Annotated in this window: 17 protein-coding genes and 1 tRNA gene; 12 read left to right on the top strand and 6 right to left on the bottom strand. The window is 62.8% G+C overall.

The window, feature by feature from the left end; translation table 11 throughout:
• Positions 1-191: hypothetical protein (locus EN964_RS38100; protein WP_206528695.1), on the bottom strand; the 191-nt coding region annotated here is incomplete at its 3' end.
• 87 nt (positions 192-278) lie between these two features.
• Between EN964_RS38100 and secA the strand changes: the two genes are divergently transcribed.
• Positions 279-3,011 carry a preprotein translocase subunit SecA gene (gene secA / locus EN964_RS05520; RefSeq protein ID WP_127269308.1) on the top strand — a complete coding sequence of 911 codons (2,733 nt, stop codon included), beginning with the start codon at positions 279-281 and terminating at the stop codon, positions 3,009-3,011.
• Positions 3,012-3,105: 94 nt separating this feature from the next.
• Here secA and EN964_RS05515 read toward each other — a convergent pair whose 3' ends face one another.
• A complete protein-coding gene (locus EN964_RS05515; RefSeq protein WP_127272361.1) occupies positions 3,106-3,966 on the bottom strand; it encodes a restriction endonuclease in 861 nt (286 codons plus the stop codon).
• A 357-nt stretch (positions 3,967-4,323) separates the two neighbouring features.
• On the opposite strand from EN964_RS05515, the gene EN964_RS05510 reads away from it, so the two are divergent.
• From EN964_RS05510 to EN964_RS05495, 4 genes are all read left to right on the top strand, one after another.
• A complete protein-coding gene (locus EN964_RS05510) occupies positions 4,324-5,724 on the top strand; it encodes a lipopolysaccharide biosynthesis protein (protein WP_127271016.1) in 1,401 nt (466 codons plus the stop codon).
• Positions 5,724-7,004, top strand: coding sequence for a GNAT family N-acetyltransferase (locus EN964_RS05505; protein WP_127272362.1), 1,281 nt, complete (start codon positions 5,724-5,726; stop codon positions 7,002-7,004). The genes EN964_RS05510 and EN964_RS05505 overlap by 1 nt, the downstream gene beginning before the upstream one ends.
• 228 nt (positions 7,005-7,232) lie before the next feature.
• Positions 7,233-8,540 (top strand): hypothetical protein, encoded by a 1,308-nt coding sequence (locus EN964_RS05500; RefSeq protein WP_127272363.1) that lies wholly within the window; start codon positions 7,233-7,235, stop codon positions 8,538-8,540.
• 270 nt (positions 8,541-8,810) lie between these two features.
• Positions 8,811-10,016 (top strand): glycosyltransferase family 9 protein, encoded by a 1,206-nt coding sequence (locus EN964_RS05495; protein WP_127268789.1) that lies wholly within the window; start codon positions 8,811-8,813, stop codon positions 10,014-10,016.
• Positions 10,017-10,185: 169 nt separating this feature from the next.
• On the opposite strand, the gene EN964_RS05490 is transcribed toward EN964_RS05495, so the two are convergent.
• Positions 10,186-10,270, bottom strand: a tRNA-Leu gene (locus EN964_RS05490).
• A gap of 275 nt (positions 10,271-10,545) precedes the next feature.
• Between EN964_RS05490 and EN964_RS05485 the strand changes: the two genes are divergently transcribed.
• Both EN964_RS05485 and EN964_RS05480 read left to right on the top strand, forming a co-directional pair.
• Positions 10,546-11,133 carry a YqaA family protein gene (locus tag EN964_RS05485; protein WP_127268790.1) on the top strand — a complete coding sequence of 196 codons (588 nt, stop codon included), beginning with the start codon at positions 10,546-10,548 and terminating at the stop codon, positions 11,131-11,133.
• Between the two features lie 34 nt (positions 11,134-11,167).
• Entirely contained in the window at positions 11,168-11,686 is a 519-nt protein-coding gene (locus EN964_RS05480) for a disulfide bond formation protein B (protein WP_127268791.1), read from the top strand.
• Between the two features lie 388 nt (positions 11,687-12,074).
• On the opposite strand, the gene EN964_RS05475 is transcribed toward EN964_RS05480, so the two are convergent.
• A complete protein-coding gene (locus EN964_RS05475; RefSeq protein WP_006328497.1) occupies positions 12,075-12,632 on the bottom strand; it encodes an HNH endonuclease in 558 nt (185 codons plus the stop codon).
• 128 nt (positions 12,633-12,760) lie between these two features.
• Entirely contained in the window at positions 12,761-13,402 is a 642-nt protein-coding gene (locus EN964_RS05470; RefSeq protein WP_127268792.1) for a DNA-3-methyladenine glycosylase, read from the bottom strand.
• Positions 13,403-13,475: 73 nt separating this feature from the next.
• On the opposite strand from EN964_RS05470, the gene gluQRS reads away from it, so the two are divergent.
• Entirely contained in the window at positions 13,476-14,351 is an 876-nt protein-coding gene (gene gluQRS, locus EN964_RS05465; protein ID WP_127268793.1) for a tRNA glutamyl-Q(34) synthetase GluQRS, read from the top strand.
• Positions 14,352-14,491: 140 nt separating this feature from the next.
• Entirely contained in the window at positions 14,492-15,388 is an 897-nt protein-coding gene (locus tag EN964_RS05460) for a DMT family transporter (RefSeq protein WP_127272487.1), read from the top strand.
• 142 nt (positions 15,389-15,530) lie between these two features.
• On the opposite strand, the gene EN964_RS05455 is transcribed toward EN964_RS05460, so the two are convergent.
• Positions 15,531-16,382, bottom strand: a complete 852-nt coding sequence (locus EN964_RS05455) for a YihY/virulence factor BrkB family protein (RefSeq protein WP_127270626.1) — start codon at positions 16,380-16,382, stop codon at positions 15,531-15,533.
• 55 nt (positions 16,383-16,437) lie between these two features.
• Between EN964_RS05455 and EN964_RS05450 the strand changes: the two genes are divergently transcribed.
• The 3 genes from EN964_RS05450 to EN964_RS05440 all read left to right on the top strand — a co-directional run.
• Positions 16,438-17,304, top strand: coding sequence for an SDR family oxidoreductase (locus EN964_RS05450; protein WP_127270628.1), 867 nt, complete (start codon positions 16,438-16,440; stop codon positions 17,302-17,304).
• A gap of 25 nt (positions 17,305-17,329) precedes the next feature.
• Positions 17,330-17,521 (top strand): twin transmembrane helix small protein, encoded by a 192-nt coding sequence (locus EN964_RS05445; RefSeq protein WP_013529428.1) that lies wholly within the window; start codon positions 17,330-17,332, stop codon positions 17,519-17,521.
• A 22-nt stretch (positions 17,522-17,543) separates the two neighbouring features.
• The coding region (locus tag EN964_RS05440; protein ID WP_373565053.1) for an ATP:cob(I)alamin adenosyltransferase at positions 17,544-17,708 on the top strand (165 nt) is incomplete at its 3' end.

The following is a 17,708-nucleotide window of genomic DNA, read 5'->3' as shown; positions in this document are numbered from 1 at the left end:
ACAGGGACATAGGGTGGACTCCGGTGGGGATTGTTAAGAGGGTGCTTCCAGATCGGCCAGATTGTGGCGGAATTTGGCGCAGCCAGCAGGGCCAGCGCGGCGTTGACATCAGTTGAGCCCCCTCTTATCTGTCCAACGACTTTGCGTCCAGAACCGTTTTCCGGGCGCTTTTTGTGTTTGCCAGTGTTCACTAATGTGTTCGCCAGTGTTCACGTGGAATTGATGGGGCCGGCCGGCGCTCATCTCAAGATTGAGAATTCTATCGAAAGGACCATTGGATGGTCAGTCTCGGCGGTCTCGCCCGTAAGGTTTTCGGTTCCTCCAACGACCGTCGGGTCAAATCGACCCGGCCCCGTGTCGAGGCGATCAACGCCATGGAAAACGAGATGCGGGCGCTCTCCGACGAGGAGTTGGTCGGCCGCACCGCGAAGTTCCGCCAGGACATAGCCAATGGCGCCACACTCGACGACCTGTTGGTGCCGGCCTTCGCCACCGCCCGCGAGGCAGCGCGCCGCGTGCTCGGCATGCGCCCCTTCGATGTCCAGCTGATCGGCGGCATGGTGCTGCACAATGGCGGTATTGCCGAGATGCGCACCGGCGAGGGCAAGACCCTGGTCGCGACGCTGCCGGTCTACCTCAATGCGCTCGCCGGCAAAGGCGTCCACGTCGTCACCGTCAACGATTACCTGGCCACCCGCGACTCCGAATGGATGGGCCGCGTCTACAAGTTCCTCGGCCTCTCGGTCGGCGTCATCGTCCATGGCCTGTCTGACGAGGAGCGCAGCGCCGCCTACGCCGCCGATGTCACCTACGCCACCAACAACGAGCTCGGCTTCGACTATCTGCGCGACAACATGAAATACGAGCGCGCCCAGATGGTGCAGCGCGGTCACAATTACGCGATCGTCGACGAAGTCGATTCCATCCTGGTCGACGAGGCGCGCACGCCGCTGATCATTTCCGGTCCGCTCGAGGACCGTTCGGAAATGTACAACACCATCGACACCTTCATCATCCAGCTGCAGCCGCAGGATTATGAGATCGACGAGAAGCAGAAGACCTCGATCTTCACCGAGGAAGGCACCGAGAAGCTCGAGAACCTTTTGCGCGATGCCGGCCTGCTCAAGGGCGAGTCGCTCTACGACGTCGAGAACGTCGCCATCGTCCATCACGTCAACAACGCGCTGAAGGCGCACCGGCTGTTCCAGAAGGACAAGGACTACATCGTCCGCAACGGCGAGATCGTCATCATCGACGAGTTCACCGGCCGCATGATGCCGGGCCGCCGCTATTCGGAAGGCCTGCACCAGGCGCTCGAAGCCAAGGAGCATGTGGCGATCCAGCCGGAGAACCAGACGCTGGCCTCCGTCACCTTCCAGAATTATTTCCGCCTCTACAAGAAGCTCTCCGGCATGACCGGCACGGCGCTGACCGAGGCCGAGGAATTCGGCAACATCTACGGTCTCGAAGTCACCGAGATCCCGACCAATCTGCCGGTCGTGCGCATCGACGAGGACGACGAGGTCTACCGGACGGTCGAGGAGAAATACAAGGCGATCGTGAGAGAGATCCGCGAAGCCAGCGCCAAGGGCCAGCCGACGCTGGTCGGCACCACTTCCATCGAAAAGTCCGAGCAGCTGGCCGAGCGCCTGCGCAAGGAAGGTTTTACCGATTTCGAAGTGCTGAACGCCCGCCATCACGAGCGCGAGGCGGCGATCGTCGCCCAGGCCGGCAAGCCCGGCGCCATCACCATCGCCACCAACATGGCCGGCCGCGGCACCGACATCAAGCTCGGCGGCAATGCCGAGATGCGCATCGAGGAAGAGCTCGGCGACATGCCGGCCGGACCCGAGCGCGAGGCGCGGGAAAAGGAAATCATTGCCGACATCGAGCGGCTGAAGGAAAAGGCGCTGGCCGCCGGCGGCCTCTACGTGCTGGCCACCGAACGCCACGAATCGCGCCGCATCGACAACCAGTTGCGCGGCCGTTCCGGCCGTCAGGGCGACCCCGGCCGCTCGAAATTCTTCCTGTCCCTGCAGGACGATCTGATGCGCATCTTCGGCTCCGAGCGCATGGACGGCATGCTGCAGAAGCTCGGCCTCAAGGAAGATGAGGCGATCATCCATCCGTGGATCAACAAGGCACTGGAAAAGGCGCAGAAGAAGGTCGAGGCGCGCAACTTCGACATCCGCAAGAACCTTTTGAAATATGACGACGTCTCCAACGACCAGCGCAAGGTGGTGTTCGAGCAGCGCATCGAGCTGATGGACGGCGAAGGCCTGTCCGAAACGATCGCCGAGATGCGCGAAGGCGTCATCGACGAGATCGTCGCCAAGGCCATTCCCGAAAACGCCTATGCCGAGCAGTGGAACGTTGCCGGGCTGAAGGCCGAGATCGCCGAGTTCCTCAACCTCGACCTGCCGGTCGAGGACTGGGCCAAGGAAGAGGGCATCGCCGAAGACGACATCCGCGAGCGCATCGGGCAGGCCGCCGAAGCCGCCGCCAAGGAGCGCGCCGAGCGTTTTGGCCCCGAGGTGATGAACTATGTCGAGCGCTCGGTTGTGCTGCAGACGCTCGATCATCTGTGGCGCGAGCACATCGTCAATCTCGACCATCTGCGTTCGGTCGTCGGCTTCCGCGGCTACGCCCAGCGCGATCCGCTGCAGGAGTACAAGGGCGAAGCATTCGAGCTGTTCCAGGCCATGCTGGGCAATCTGCGCCAGGCCGTCACCGCGCAGCTGATGCGCGTCGAACTGGTCCGCCAGGCCGCCGAAGCGCCGCCCCCGGAAGCCCCCGACATGTTCGGCACCCACATCGACGGCACCACCGGCGAGAACGACTTCGAAGGCGGCGAAACCGCCCTCCTGGTCCGCCCGGAGACAACCGCCGTCGTCGCTCCCGAGGACCGCGACCCCAACAACCAGGCCACCTGGGGCAAAGTCGGCCGCAACGAAGCCTGCCCCTGCGGTTCGGGGAAGAAGTACAAGCACTGCCACGGGGCGTTCGCGTAAGGGCGCGGCGCTTTTTTTCCCTTCTCCCCGTTCACGGGGAGAAGGTGCCCGAAGGGCGGATGAGGGGCGGCGCTGGGTTCCGCGATTGGCGTCGTTAAAACTCGGCGAATGCCGCCTCGTCGACCGTCACTTCCTCCACCATCTTCACTCGCACGCCGATCTTCTGATCCTTGAGCAGATCGCATAATCCGTCACCATCGATCAGGTCGATGGCAGGAGCGCCGTCGCGCACAGCCTCGCGCCGCGCATCCGCGGTAAATGTACCGGTGGTGATGACAAGGCCCTTATCGGCTCGACCAACCATTGCACCGCGAAAGTCGCGCACGACGCCTGACCCCACCGAGCCTTTCCAACGCTTGCACTGGAATAGCACGTGGAACGAAAGCAGGTTGACCCGCAATACACCGGTGCCGTCGATGCCACCATCGCCGCTCCTCCCGGTCACCTCGACCTTGATAAAGCCGGCCTCACGGAGAATTCTCTGGCACAACCGCTCAAAGGCCGCGGGATCAAGCGCCAGAAGTATGTCGAGCAGTTGCTCCCGCCAGTCCTTCAAGGCGATATCAGCTGCTTCCGCTTCGGCCTCCACGCGCTCGGGGGCAACGACAGTTTTCGCTTTGCGTAGTGCCGCGTCGGCTCGCCTGACAAGCCGTACGATTTCTTCCGGAGCAAGTGACAGCGATGCCCGGCCTTCCGCCGTGAGCGCCCACACGCCGCGCTCGCTATTGTTCGTGAGGCCTGCATTCTTCAGCCAGCTTCGTGCCCAGGCGCAGCGATAATCGAACTTTGCCCTTGGACCATCACCAACCAGCACCGCCCGCGCCGCATCGGAAATGTTCATCAGTACTGCCGTCTTGTCGTCGATCTCTTCGATCGAAGCGGAGCCGCCGAGCGCGTCCAATGCCCGCAAGACCGGCACAAAGAACTCTGCAAAGGGTGGAACGGTCGCCTTCATCGTCCCATCCTCATACAACCCAACGCGCAACGAACTTGTCTCGGGCCCCCAGAGTCACATGGCCGTGAATTATAAGCTGTGACATGGTTTCCCCAGAACGGGCGTATTAGAGCGGGTTTCGCGCTTCTGGGAAAGTGCTTGAATGTTAACCCGCCATCATTTGCGCTCGTATTTCCTCCGTTCTTTGCCAAGCGCACAGCGCAAACCCTCCCACCGCCAGCGCCGCCCCTCATCCGCCTGCCGGCACCTTCTCCCCGTATAGTGACGGGGCGAAGGGGGCTCCCCACCCACGTTTTCTTAATGTGTCTCCGCTACACTAACGCCTGAAAAAGAAGCGGAAAACGGAGAGAAATCGGGGTGCGCTTTTCCGCGGCCACGACTGCCGGGCGGTTCTTGCCGCAGCGTTGGGCGCTGCGCATGGGGCCGTTGCTTGGCCGCATCGATGCCGTGCTGTTCACCGCCGACGAGCGCGGCGAGGCGAGCCGCATGTCGGTCATCGCCTTCTCGGTCCGCATCGTTAGCGCCGTCATCGCCTTCGTCAGCCAGGTGCTGATGGCACGCTGGATGGGCTCGTTCGAATATGGCATCTTCGTCCTCGTCTGGGTGACGATGGTCATCGTCGGCAATCTCGCCTGCCTGGGCTTCCACACCTCGGTCATCCGCTACATTCCCGAATATCGCGAGCGCGGCTTGATGGACGAACTGCGCGGCATCGTGCTAGCCAGCCGTCTGTTCGTGCTGATCGCCTCCACGCTGATTGCCGGGCTCGGCGCGCTCGGCGTCTGGCTGGCGGCACCCTGGATCGAGAACTACTATGTGATCCCGTTCATCCTCGGCGTCATCTGCCTGCCGATGATCGCCATGTCCGACCTTTTGTCGGGCCTGGCACGCGCCAACAGCTGGGCGCTGTTTGCCCTGTCGCCGACCTATCTGGTGCGGCCCGTGCTGATCCTGCTGTTCATGGCGCTGATGCTGTTCGTGGGCTACGCACCCGATGCCAGGACCGCCATCTTCGCCTCGATCGCCGCCACCTACGCCACCACGCTGGGACAACTCGTCGGTGTCACCCAGCGCATGGAACGGCAGATCCCGGCGGGGCCGATAAAGGTCCATTTCGCGCAATGGTTCGTCGTCTCGCTGCCGATCTTCCTGGTCGAGAGCTTCTTCTTCCTGCTCACCAATGCCGATGTGCTGATGGTCGGCGCCTATATGGATCCCAACGACGTCGCCGTTTATTTCGCCACCGTGAAGACGCTGGCGCTGGTGCATTTCGTCTACTTCGCCGTCAAGGCCGGCGTTGCCCAGCGCTATGCGCAGTTCACCCATGGCGACCCGCAAAGGCTTGCCGCCTTCGCCCGCGAGACGGTGTCGTGGACGTTCTGGCCATCGCTCTTGATGGCACTGCTGGTGCTGGCGCTCGGCGAGCCGATGCTGGTGCTGTTCGGCCCTGAATTCACATCAGGCTATCCGTTGCTGTTCCTGCTTGTCTTCGGCGTCGTGGCGCGGGCCGCCGTCGGCCCCTGCGAAAGCCTGCTGACGATGAGCGGCAACCAGAACATCTGTGCTGCCGTCTATGCCATGACGCTGGCCTTCAACATCGCCCTCAATGTGGTGCTCATCCCGATGTTCGGCCTGTGGGGCGCGGCAATGGCCACCGCCTTTGCCATGATCTTCGAAGCCGGCGCGCTCTCCTTCACGGTGTGGCGCAAGCTCGGCATCGCCATGCTCATCTTCTTAGCCCCGAAAGGAGCCGCGTGATGGCTGCCATCCCGTTGCTTGAGGAAACCAGCGGCGGCACTGCCGGCGCGATGGTGTCTGGCCTTGCCGGACTGACCCGCGACGCCGACCCCGCTCACATTGAAATCCTCGCCAACAACCGGCCCGAGCGCAAGCTCGCCATCTATCCGGCATCGGCCGGCTTCGACCTGGTCGAGGAGCTGGATTATCTCTGCGCCCGCACGGTCGAGCCCAACGTGTTCTTCAACCCGCGTTTCCTGGCGCCCGCCATGCCGCGGCTGGAGGACCGCGAGGTGCGGCTGGCGGTCATCCGCGACGGCGACGAATACCGCAACCGGCTGCGCCTTCTGGTGCCGTTCTCGGTGGAACGGCCGGTGGTGCCGCTCGGCGTGCCGGTCATGCGCACATGGTCGAGCCCGTTCGGTCCGCTCGGCACGCCGCTGGTCGACCGCGACGATCCGGTCGGCGTCGTCGAAGACTTCTTCTCGATGCTGTCGCGCCCGCACCTCAAGCTGCCGAAAGTCTTCGTCCTGGCCGATGTCCGGCTCGATGGCCCGGTGGCGAGCCTGCTTGCCACCGTGGCCGAGGCGCGCGGCCTGACGCTGGTCACCACCGGCCAGATCCAGCGCCCGGCGCTGGAGAGCGAGCTCGATGGAGATGATTATCTGAAGGCCTCGCTGCGCGCGCACCATTATCGCGAGTTCCGCCGCCTGAAGCGGCGCCTTGGCGACCTTGGCAAGCTTGAGCATGTCGTGGCGCGCGGCCCCGAAGACATCCGCCATGCCATCGAAGGCTTCCTGTCGCTGGAAGCGGCCGGCTGGAAAGGCCGCGAACGCACCGCCATGGCGATCGACCGCTTCCGCGCCGCCTTCGCCCGCGAAGCCGTGCACCGGCTGGCCGAACAGGACATGTGCCGCATCCATTCGCTGACGCTCGACGGCCGCACCATCGCCTGCCTGATCGTCTTCGTCGAAGCCGGCATCGCCTATACCTGGAAGACGGCCTATGACGAGACGCTGGCCAGCTATTCGCCCGGCACGCTGCTGATGATCGAGGTGACCAGGCAGCATCTCGACGATCCCAACATCATGATGACCGATTCCTGCGCGGTGCCCGACCATCCGGTGATGAGCCGGCTATGGGCGGAGCGCAAGCCGATGGGCACGCTGGTGATCGGCCTGGCGCCGGATGCCGACCGCCTCACCCGCCAGGCCGCCTCGCAACTGCACCTCTACCGCGAGACCCGCAACATGGCCCGCCTGCTGCGCAACCGCATGAAGAGCCTGTTGGGGCGGCGCTGAGAAAAGGCAGGGTGCGGTTCTGGAGAATGGCACATCTTCGCTGCAATATTTGACGGGTGGGTGACCGGGAGTTTACTTCGGTTGCCAGCAGGCAAACGCGAATATTGATCTCTGCTTATAAAAAAACGAGATTTCTCGCAGAAATTTCCAGTGAAAGCCGATAAAACCTACTCGCATTCTTGTTCTTAATTCACGATAATCTAGTGATTCGGTAGCGATGAGAGAGAAATGTCGCTGAATCATGAGGCCAACGGCGCCCGGCACATCAGTGCGGAGGATAGCGCCGTTGTCCGAAGGGCCGACGAAGACTTCGACGAACTGATTCGAAGCATTCGAGCCGCAACGTATCAAGCTTTGCCTCTCTTCGAAGAGGAGCCCGTGACCGGATTGGCCCAGTCAGACACGCTGGCCGCCTCCCTCGGCTCGACTTCGGCCCGGACGGGCTCGAGCCAGGCCCGCGCCATGCGCGGCTCCTCGCCCTTGTCCAACGACAGGCTGGATCCACGTGCCGGTGACGACTCGGCGTGGTCGTTGGTTGACCACGATGTGGGCAGGCTTGATGCGCAAACGCACGATGCCGACGCTCCCGATACCGACAAATGGGAATTGCAGGAAGAGGTGGCGAAGCTGCAGCGCTTGCAGGATCGCACCTCGAAAGAGCTTGGGCGAAAATCGCGCGAGCTATCGATCGCGAGCAAGACCATTGCCGACCTGGAAGTCCAACTCAACAGGGCACGGCAGACCATTGCGCAAGCGGACAGGCATGCCGGCCAGCGCGCAACGCGGTTCCTCGAAGCGAATGTCGAGGTCGAGCGTCTGGGCCGGAACCTGGCGCGCGTGTCGGGGCAATTTCGCGACGAGATCATCGCCAGGCAAGCCGCAGAGCAGGCGCGTGAGGACGTTGCATCGCGGCTCGCCAGCTTGCAACAGGCCGCCATGCTGCTTCGTTCCAAGGTCGCGGATTACCAGCTCCACAACGAAAGACTGACCGGCAAACTGTCTGCGCAGATGCTGGTGCAGCAGGACCTGCAGGTGCGGCTGTCCACGCTCGAGCATCAGCGCGGCGTTCTCGGCGATTGCGCCGCCGCCGCGCAGGAGCGGGCCGTCGAACTTGAAAAGAGGTTGCGCTCGCTCCAGCGCAGCGCCGCCGATCAAAGCGTGGTCCGCGCAACGCCGAGGGTCGGGCAGCGCGCCGAGGACGTGGCCGAGTATCGGGGCCAAACCTCGGAAGCCGAGATCGCGACGTTGCGCCAGGAGCGCGACGCGGCGCGCCGAGACTATGGCGCGGTGAAGGTCCAACTCGCCGATCTCCGCTTGCGCGGCATGACCGACGAACTCGCGCATGCCCGTTGCCGCGATGAAAACCGCCAGCTTCATCAAAGGCTGGAAACGCTGACACGCCAGGATCCCCCCAGCGGACCGGCAGCCGATGACAATGCCGATCTCGAACGGACATTCGACGAATTGCTGGCGGCTGGCGAGATCGGCGCGGCCAATGACGGCGGCCCCACCGGCGGGACGCGCAAAGCGTCTTGACCGCCTGCTGAGGCATATCGGTACGCAGGTGGCCACGCCGAGCCGACGGACGTGTTGGTGATCGGCATGACGCCGCCGCCCTTCTGGCACACCGAACTCGAGGCCGTCGAAACGTCGAGTGCATTCCAACGGTTGTCCTGTCTGTGGATGCCCTCAGCAAGCGTCTTGATCCCTGCCAGAGCGAGGATTCCGAGCCATGAAAAATGAAATGGCTGCCGCAGGTCTCCTCGCCATCAGTCCCGGCTCGATCATTGCATCGCCGAGCGCTCCATGCCCTTGGATAGCATCTGGAGCGGCGGCGGCGTAGATACCGTCTGGAAGAATGTTCAACGTCAAAGCTTAGGAATCGCCATGAGTAGGCAAGATCGAGGCCTTACGCGCTTCTCACGCAGGACGCGCAACGGCTTCAAGAATGCGGCGTTAGCACTTCATCTAGCGATCAACGTAGAACGACGAGACAGCATTGCCATTCGTGTAACAGGCGGCATGGGCGACCATATCGTGGCCGTCCGGTTTATTCGCGATCTGCTGAGCCACTTTGGCCGCGCAAAGATCGACGTCTATTCCGTAACGGGCGGAATGGGCTGGCTCTACGAGCCTCTCCCGGATGTAACTTTCATTGAAGCTCCGAAACGCGTATTTACGTGGGTCACGCATCGATATCTTCTTGTCCTGCAGCTCACACACACCGTAGATCTTGTGCACATGAGTTCTGCCGCTGCCGAACGGTGGCCGGCGCTTTCAGCAATGCTGCAAAGCATCGCACCCTATCGGAAGATGTTTTCGCATGCGATCGATGCGCATCCTCATTTGGACTTCCATCCAGCACTTGTAGCCCAATTTCAGAACGTGAGGCGAGACACCTTTCTGAACCATGTCAGCGGTGTGCCCTTTGGCGGCCATCAATATCCGTTACCTGAGGATGCGTCCTTGGTTCAAAGCTTGGGACTGGACCATAAACCCTACATTACCGTCCATAATTCCTTCAGCGAGGAGTCGGGTCGCCCTCGAGCTACGCGAGATTATCCGTTCTTGGATGATGTCGTGAAAGAGGTGAAGGCGCAGTTGCCGGATCTTCCGGTTGTCCAAGTCGGCGTGGTAGGAGGCACCCTCAGTTCGGCCGACTACAACCTTTCTTCCAAGACAACACAGCCGCAAATCACCTCCGTTCTTGCGAACTCGTCCATGCATTTCGACATGGAGGGAGGGCTTGTTCATATCGCAAGCTGTGTAGGGACGCCGTGTTGTGTCGTTTTCGGTCCAACGCCGATCGGCTATTACGCCTACCCGAACAATATCAATATTGCCCCGCGTGTCTGCGGCGGTTGTTGGTCCATTACATTGGATTGGCAAAAGACCTGCCTTCTAGGCGCTGCGGAACCGCCTTGCATGTTCACGCAACCACCCAAGGCGGTGGCGCATGCGGCGTTACCGCATCTGCGAGTTTTGTTGAGCGAAAAGCGCCGATCAGCCTGAAGGGGCACTTGCAGGCGAACAAGGGCCGGCAAGCGTTAGCATGGGAAACAGCAGACCACGATACACCAAAAGGCCAACCGGGAACGCAACGCCGGCGCTGCCGCGCACAAGCGGATCCCAAAACAAACACAGGCTAAATTGTCCCACCCGAAGCTCGAAGAGTGAAGGATGGTGCCCCTAGCCGGAATCGAACCAGCACTCCTTGCGGAACTCGATTTTGAGTCGAGCGCGTCTACCAATTCCGCCATAGGGGCTCAGGCCGGGCGGCCTGGATGGCGCGGGACTATACGGTTGGAGGGCTGTTCGTCAACTGGCCAATTCTCCGGCGCCCTCAAGATGCGACCAAACTGCGCCTTTCGATTTCGTGAGGGGGCTGCCATTGTGCAGCGCGGAAAATCTTTCTAGACAGGCGGCGCATCAAAGCGCGGCACGTCTGCGGGGACGGATGGCGTGCTCTGGGTCTTTGTTGCGTGCATGCCGTTAACCCCAACCTGCCTGCGCAATGGAACGACACGCATTAGGAGTGCCGATGCTTCGCGGACTTTACGACTGGACCTTGTCGCTGGCGGCCCGCAAATCCGCCGAATGGTGGCTGGCCTTCATCGCCTTCGTCGAAAGCTCGGTGTTCCTGGTGCCGGCCGACGTGCTCTATCTGCCGATGGCGCTGTCGCGGCCGGATCGCGCCTACCGCTATGCGCTGATCGCCACCGTCGCCTCGGTGCTGGGCGGCATCGCCGGCTGGTTCATCGGCCACTACGCCTATGACGCGGTGGCGAGGCCGATCCTCGAATTCTACGGCAAGTACGACGAGTTCGAAGCGCTGCGCGCAGGGGCAGGCATCGGCTTCATCGTCCTGATGCTGATCACGTCGGGCGCTGCCCACCTGCCGCCGATCAAGGTGGTGACGATCCTGTCCGGCGTCATCGGCGTCAATTTGCTGTTGTTCGTGGTGCTGGCGATCGTAGCCCGCGGTGGCCGTTTCCTGCTGCTCGCCTGGCTGCTGCGCCATTATGGCGAACCGATCCGCGAATTCATCGAAAAGCGCCTCGGCCTCATCGCCGGCGCCGGCGCGGCTGCCCTGATTTTGCTCTATATCCTGGTCAAATACGCGTTCTGAACAGAACCATTGCGAGCCGGACGGACTGATTGAAATGACAGCGACCATGAATGCCGACACCGGACGCCAGCGCACGCTGACCGCCTTGTTCCTCGCCGTCGCCATGGCCGCCACCGTTGGCTCGGCGCTCGGCTTCCAGTATCTCGGCGGCTATATCCCCTGCCACCTCTGCCTCGAACAGCGCACGCCCTACTATGTCGGCGTGCCGCTGATGGTGCTGGCGGTGATTGCGTCGATGCTGCACGCACCCAGTTGGCTGACGCGCGGCCTGCTGGCCGTCGGCGGCATCCTGATGCTCTACGGCCTCTATCTCGGCGTCTACCACTCCGGCGTCGAATGGCAGTGGTGGGCCGGCCCGACCGATTGTACCGCAGGCGCCGGGCCGGTCGACACCGGCGGCAAGGGCGTGCTCGACGCGCTCGACAAATTCGTGCCGCCGTCCTGCGACAAAGCCGCCTTGCGCATCCTTGGCCTGTCCCTGGCCGGCTGGAACGCCATCGCCAGCCTGATCCTCGCCGCCGTCGCCTTCCGCGGCGCCCTCACCCGCGACTGATTGAGCAGCGCGACGCAGGGTTCGCGCAAAAATTCGTCGGGCTGACTCGGGTGGCGCGGCTTCGACGTCCGAGCCAGGTCGACCCCCACTCCGTCTCGGCGTCGCCGAGCCACCTCTCCCCCGATCGACGGGGTAGAGGAAGGGGCGCGAACCTGTTGTAGCCAGCGCTCCTCCGAGAGAGGCTCCCTTCCTCTCCCTCCGGAGGGGGGAGAGGTGGCGCTGCGAAGCAGCGACGGAGTGGGGGAAGCCGGTCCTTAAGCGCGAAGCCGCTGATAAGTGAGCACGACCGAACTGGTCCGATACCGGGGAGTGTCGGATATCATGGTCTGGTAGGCGGAAGCGCAGACAATTGCTCCAGACGGCCAGCCTCCCGAATTCTCGAACGATCTCAGGGTTCGAGTTCGACATCCCAGTACAGATAATCCATCCAGCTCTCATGCAGATGGTTGGGCGGGAACAGGCGGCCATTGTTGTGCAGATCGTGCACCGTCGGCTGGAAAGGCTTCTGCAGCGGCCACATCTTGGCATGCGCGGGCATCATGCCGCCCTTCCTCAAATTGCAGGGCGAGCAGGCGGCAACGACATTCTCCCATGTCGTCGCGCCGCCGCGATGGCGGGGGATGACGTGATCGAAGGTCAGATCCTCAGGCGTGCCGCAATACTGGCACTGGAAGCGATCGCGCAGGAAGACGTTGAAGCGGGTGAAGGCCGGGTGCCTGGAGGGCTTCACATAGGCCTTCAGGCTGACCACGCTCGGCAGCTTCATCGAGAAGGTCGGCGAGGAGACGGCGTGCTCGTATTCGGCGACGATGTTCACCCGGTCGAGGAACACCGCCTTGATGGCATCCTGCCACGACCAGAGCGACAAGGGGTAATAGCTGAGCGGACGGTAATCCGCATTCAGCACCAGTGCTGGAAGCCCATCCGGAGATACGGCAACCGTCACGTGTTCACCTCCTTGGTTCTAGACCCGAACGGCGCGGATACTGTAAGCCCGACATGACAGGGATGTGAAGCGGATTGTCGCGTCGCCTAAGCGCCAAAAATGCATGATTTTTATGATTTTTTGCGGATTCAGGCCGGCGGCGCGGCGTCCCGCCCTCTGGTTTCGCGATAATAGGACCAGAAAAGCCGTGATGCGACACCTCGCCACGGGCTCCATGATTCGGCCAATGCGATCAGGGTTTTCTCCGGCGGACGCGGCTCGATGCCGAGCGCGTGGCCGACCGCGCTCTGCAGCGCGACGTCGCGCGCGGGGAAGATGTCGGGATGCCCGGCGGCGAATAAGAGATACACTTCCGCTGTCCACGGACCGATGCCGGACACCGCCGTCATCGTCGTGATCGCCTCCTCGGCATCGAGCGAACAGAGGTGATGAAGGTCGAGGCCGTCGACCACGGCCTGGGCAACAGCGATCAGGCCGCGCTGTTTGGGCCGCGACAGGCCGGCTTCGCGAAACATGTCCTCGCCGGCGGCCAGGATCGCCTGCGGCGTCAGCGGATCGACGAGCTTGGTCAGCCGGCCGAAGATGGCATCGGCACTGGCGCGGGACACTTGCTGCGAGACGACGATCGACGCCAGGCTTCGAAACCCCGGCTCGGACAGCCGCAGCGGCACCTCGCCGGCCATGCCGCGCACCTTTTCCAGGCGCGGGTCGATCACGCAAAGCGCGTCGAGCCCCCGGGCAATGTCGTCTGATGTCACGATACGGCGCATGCTTTCTTGTTCCTCGACCGTCGACAGGGTAGCAATTGGCGAAGCGCCGCAAAACATGATTGCCGCCTGAGAGATGACACTCCTGACATTCCGCTTCGCGCCCAGCCCCAACGGCGACCTGCATCTCGGCCACGCCTATTCGGCGCTGCTCAACCAGAAGCTGGCGGCACGGGCGCACGGACGCCTGCTGCTGCGCATCGAGGATATCGACACGACGCGCTGCACGCCGCAATTCGAGGCCGGCGTACTTGCCGACCTGAAATGGCTGGGGCTTGGCTGGGAAGAGCCGGTGCGCCGCCAGTCCGAGCATTTCGCCGAATACCAGGCGGTGCTCGAGCGGTTGATCGCGGAGGAACTCGTCTACCCCGCCTTCATGAGCCGTGGCGAGATCCGCGCCTTCATCACCGACAGCGAAAAGCGTGGGCGCGACTGGCCGCGCGATCCCGATGGCGTGCCGCTCTACCCCGCCGCGGACAAGGCGCTGCCGCTGAAGGAACGTCAGCGGCGGATAGTCGAGAATGCGCCCTTCGCCTGGCGTCTGGATGTCGAGGCCGCCATGGCGCGTGTCGGCAAGGACCTGTCCTGGACGGAGTATTCCGACGAGACGCTTTCCGCGACGCGCTCCGTGGAAGCCCGCCCGCAGGACTGGGGCGACGTGATCTTGGCGCGCCGTGACATCCCGACCAGTTACCACCTCGCCGTCGTCATGGACGATGCGCTGCAAGGCGTCAGCCACGTCGTACGCGGCCAGGATCTGTTTTCCGCCACCGGCGTGCAGCGCCTGCTGCAGCGACTCCTGGGGCTGCCGCAACCGGCCTATTTCCATCATCGCCTCATCCTCGGACCCGACGGCCGAAAGCTGTCGAAGAGCCTCCGTGACACCGGTCTTGCCGCGCTGCGCCATGCCGGCGCATCACCTGATGACATCAGACGGACGGTCGGGCTTTGACCAGGCGAGATCACCTGCCAAATGCGCCGGCCGTTGAATTTCAGTGATGTATGGATCAATGGTTTCGCTTTGCGCGTCGGGTTGAAGCGCATTAGAGCAGCGCCACGGTCAACTCTCCCCAGTACGGCGGCCTCCGGAACATGCACAGCATCAAGCGGTTCATCCCCGCCACCTTCGTCGTCTTGTGGGCCACCGGCTTCATCGGTGCGCGCTACGCCATGCCGTGGGCGGAACCGTTCACCTTCCTCGCCGCGCGTTTCGTCCTCGCTGCTATCCTGCTGGCCGTCCTGATGCTTGTGCTTGGCTCGAAAAGAGCCACCCGCCAGGAGGCGCTGCATGCCACCGGCGCCGGCATCCTGATGCATGGCGTCTATCTCGGCGCCGTCTTCTGGGCCATCCACAGGGGCATGCCGGCCGGCTTTTCAGCCCTCATCGTCGGCCTGCAGCCACTGATCACGGCGGTGCTTGCCGGTAAGTTTCTCGGCGAGGCGATCCTGCCGCGCCACTGGCTTGGCCTTGGCATCGGCCTCATCGGTATCGTCATCGTGCTGTGGCCGAAGCTCGGCGCGCTGGGCGGCGGCGTGACCGCGGCGACATTGACCGCCTCACTGGTCTCGGTGCTCGGCATGAGCGCCGGCACCATCTGGCAGAAGCGCTTCGCCTCCGGCGGCGACCTCGTCGCGGCGACCATGTGGCAATATGTCGGCGGTGGTTCGCTGATGCTCCTTGCCTCGCTCGCTTTCGAAACCCACACCGTCGTCATCAATGGCGAGCTGATCTTCGCCATGGCCTGGCTGGTGCTGGTGCTGTCGCTCGGCGCCATTTTCCTGCTGATGGTGATGATCCGCGACGGCGAGATGTCGAAGGTGGCGTCGCTGTTCTACCTGGTGCCGGCGGTGACGGCGGTCATCGCATGGGCCCTGTTCGACGAGCAGCTCAACGCCCTGCAGATCGTGGGCATGGCGATCACCACATTCGGCGTTGGCCTGGCAACGGCGCGGCAGACGAAGGGAAGAACTGTGGAATTGAGGAATTGAGGAATTGAGGAATTGAGGAATTGAGGAATTGAGGAATTGAGGAATTGAGGAATTGAGGAATTGAGGAAGAAGCACAGACAGCGCCGGATATGGCCCGCTTTTTCTCCAATCCTTCAGTTCTTCAATTCCTCAATTCTACCTGTCATCCCACCCGCGCACGTGCCTCCAGATAGCGGCTGATCGCAGCATTGAGCTCGCCGCCAAGGATGAAGATCGCCGAGACCATGTAGAGGAAGACCACGGCGATCATGATCGAGGCCAGGCCGGCATAGGTCGTCACATAGGACGAGAAGTGGTCGAGATAGGTGGCGAAGATGGTCGAACCGATAAGCCATGCCGCCAGCGTGAAGACGATGCCCGGCACCAGCGAGACGAAGCGGCGCTTGCCCGCCGGCAGCCAGAAATGCACGGCAAACAATCCGCCGACAATGACCGCCGAAGCGATGACGTAACGCCACAGCGTGATGGTGCCCATATAGGGCTTGATCCAGTCGATATGGGCTTCGGCGATCCGCGCCAGCAGCGGCGCGAACACCAGGAGCACGCTGATCGCCAGGAAACCGGCCGTGGCGATGAGAACGAAGATGATGCTCTGCACCCGGCGGTAGATGATGCCGCGCGTTTCCGAAACGCGATAGGCGCGGTTGAGCGACGTGCGCAGCGCCTCGATGCCGTTCGACGCAAAATAGGCAGCAAGCACCACACCATAGGTCAAAAGGTCGGTGCGCCGGACGGTCAGCACATTGAGCACTTCGCGCGCGATCGGCTTGGCGATCTGTTCGGGCCAGGTGTCGAAGACCAGATGCACGGCGGTGTCGGAGAACGCCTGCGCGCCCAGGAAGCTCGCCAGCGTCGTCGCGAAGATCAGGAACGGGAACAGTGCCATCAGCGATGTGATCGCCAGATGGCTGGCCATCGCCCAGCCGTCATCGGTGTTGAAATGGCCGAGCGCGTCGTAGAGGACCCGCTTGAGGGCTACGATCTTCCGCAACAAGAACCGCGCCCTCCAATTGTCTCCACGCCGGGAATATGGGAAGGGATTGCGGCAAATGGCAACCCTTGGCGAAACCACGAACAGTCCGGCGCGAAAGTTGCGCTCGATTATCATCACCGGTGCGTCTTCGGGAATAGGCGCGTACTGCGCCCGCGCGTTGAAGGCAGAAGGCTGGCGGGTGTTCGCAACGGCGCGCAAGCCGCAGGACATCGCCGCGCTCGAAGCCGATGGCATCGAGGCCTTCTATCTCGATTATTGCGAGCCGGACTCCATCGCCTCGCTGGTGGCGGCGGTGCTCGACCGCACCGGCGGCCGGCTCGACGCCCTTTTCAACAACGGCGCCTATGCGCAGCCGGGCGCCGTCGAGGATCTGCCCGTTGCGGCGCTCAAGCAGCAGTTCGAGGCGAATTTCTTCGGCTGGCATGATTTGACCCGCCGGCTGGTGCCGGTGATGCGCCGCCAGGGTGACGGCCGCATCGTCCACTGTTCGTCGATCCTTGGCCTCGTGCCGGTGCGCTTTCGCGGCGCCTATTCCGCGTCGAAGCATGCACTGGAGGCCTTGATGCTCTGCCAGCGCCAGGAACTGGCCGGCAGCGGCGTCCACGTTTCGCTGATCGAGCCGGGGCCGGTGAAGTCGAAGATCGCCAGCAATGGCCTCATTTGGTTTCTCAGCAACATCGACCACGAGAATTCCGTGCACCGCGTGGACTATGCGGCGCAACTCGAGCGGCTGCGGACCGGCGGCAGCCAATCGGCCTTGAAGCCAGGGCCGGAAGTCGTTCATGCGGCGCTGCGCCATGCACTTCTGTCGCGGCGCCCACGCCCGCACTATGTGGTAACAGTGCCGGCCAGGATCGGTGCGGTGCTCAAACGCATCCTGCCTGCATCGATGCTTTACCGCCTGATGGCCAAACGCGCCTGAACGCCAAAACAACTGGAACGAAACAATGGCAACCGTCTTCAACATTCTCGCCATTCTGGTCATGGTCGCCGTTGCGGTCGTGCTTGTTCGTGGCCTCATCAATATGATGCGCGGCGGCTCCGGCGTCACATCGAACAAGCTGATGCAGGCGCGCGTCATGCTGCAGGCCGTGGCGCTGGTGCTGATCCTGCTTGCGGTGTATTTCACCCGCAAGTGAGGGATGTCGGCGGGGAGGCGAAATGGTCAAGCTCAACAAGATCTACACCCGCACCGGCGATGATGGCACCACGGGTCTCGGCACCGGCGAGAGGCGGCTGAAATCCGACCTGCGGGTAGACGCCTACGGCACGGTCGACGAAGCCAATGCCTGCATCGGCATCGCCCGGGTCCACACGGCCGCGATC

This window comes from Mesorhizobium sp. M7A.F.Ca.CA.001.10.2.1 (assembly GCF_003998575.1).
GTDB lineage: Bacteria > Pseudomonadota > Alphaproteobacteria > Rhizobiales > Rhizobiaceae > Mesorhizobium.
Note: the sequence above shows the minus strand (reverse complement) of the source record. Positions and strands in the feature narration are given on the sequence as shown.

What these genes read in the sequence shown, in the direction of transcription:
- secA (WP_127269308.1), top strand. Translation starts at nt 279, where the DNA reads ATGGTCAGTCTCGGCGGTCTCGCCCGTAAGGTTTTCGGTTCCTCCAAC.
- EN964_RS05485 (WP_127268790.1), top strand. Translation starts at nt 10,546, where the DNA reads ATGCTTCGCGGACTTTACGACTGGACCTTGTCGCTGGCGGCCCGCAAA.
- EN964_RS05515 (WP_127272361.1), bottom strand. Translation starts at nt 3,966, where the DNA reads ATGAAGGCGACCGTTCCACCCTTTGCAGAGTTCTTTGTGCCGGTCTTG.
- EN964_RS05470 (WP_127268792.1), bottom strand. Translation starts at nt 13,402, where the DNA reads ATGCGCCGTATCGTGACATCAGACGACATTGCCCGGGGGCTCGACGCG.
- EN964_RS05445 (WP_013529428.1), top strand. Translation starts at nt 17,330, where the DNA reads ATGGCAACCGTCTTCAACATTCTCGCCATTCTGGTCATGGTCGCCGTT.
- EN964_RS05500 (WP_127272363.1), top strand. Translation starts at nt 7,233, where the DNA reads ATGTCGCTGAATCATGAGGCCAACGGCGCCCGGCACATCAGTGCGGAG.
- EN964_RS05460 (WP_127272487.1), top strand. Translation starts at nt 14,492, where the DNA reads ATGCACAGCATCAAGCGGTTCATCCCCGCCACCTTCGTCGTCTTGTGG.
- EN964_RS05450 (WP_127270628.1), top strand. Translation starts at nt 16,438, where the DNA reads ATGGCAACCCTTGGCGAAACCACGAACAGTCCGGCGCGAAAGTTGCGC.
- EN964_RS05495 (WP_127268789.1), top strand. Translation starts at nt 8,811, where the DNA reads ATGCCCTTGGATAGCATCTGGAGCGGCGGCGGCGTAGATACCGTCTGG.
- EN964_RS05505 (WP_127272362.1), top strand. Translation starts at nt 5,724, where the DNA reads ATGGCTGCCATCCCGTTGCTTGAGGAAACCAGCGGCGGCACTGCCGGC.
- EN964_RS05480 (WP_127268791.1), top strand. Translation starts at nt 11,168, where the DNA reads ATGACAGCGACCATGAATGCCGACACCGGACGCCAGCGCACGCTGACC.
- gluQRS (WP_127268793.1), top strand. Translation starts at nt 13,476, where the DNA reads ATGACACTCCTGACATTCCGCTTCGCGCCCAGCCCCAACGGCGACCTG.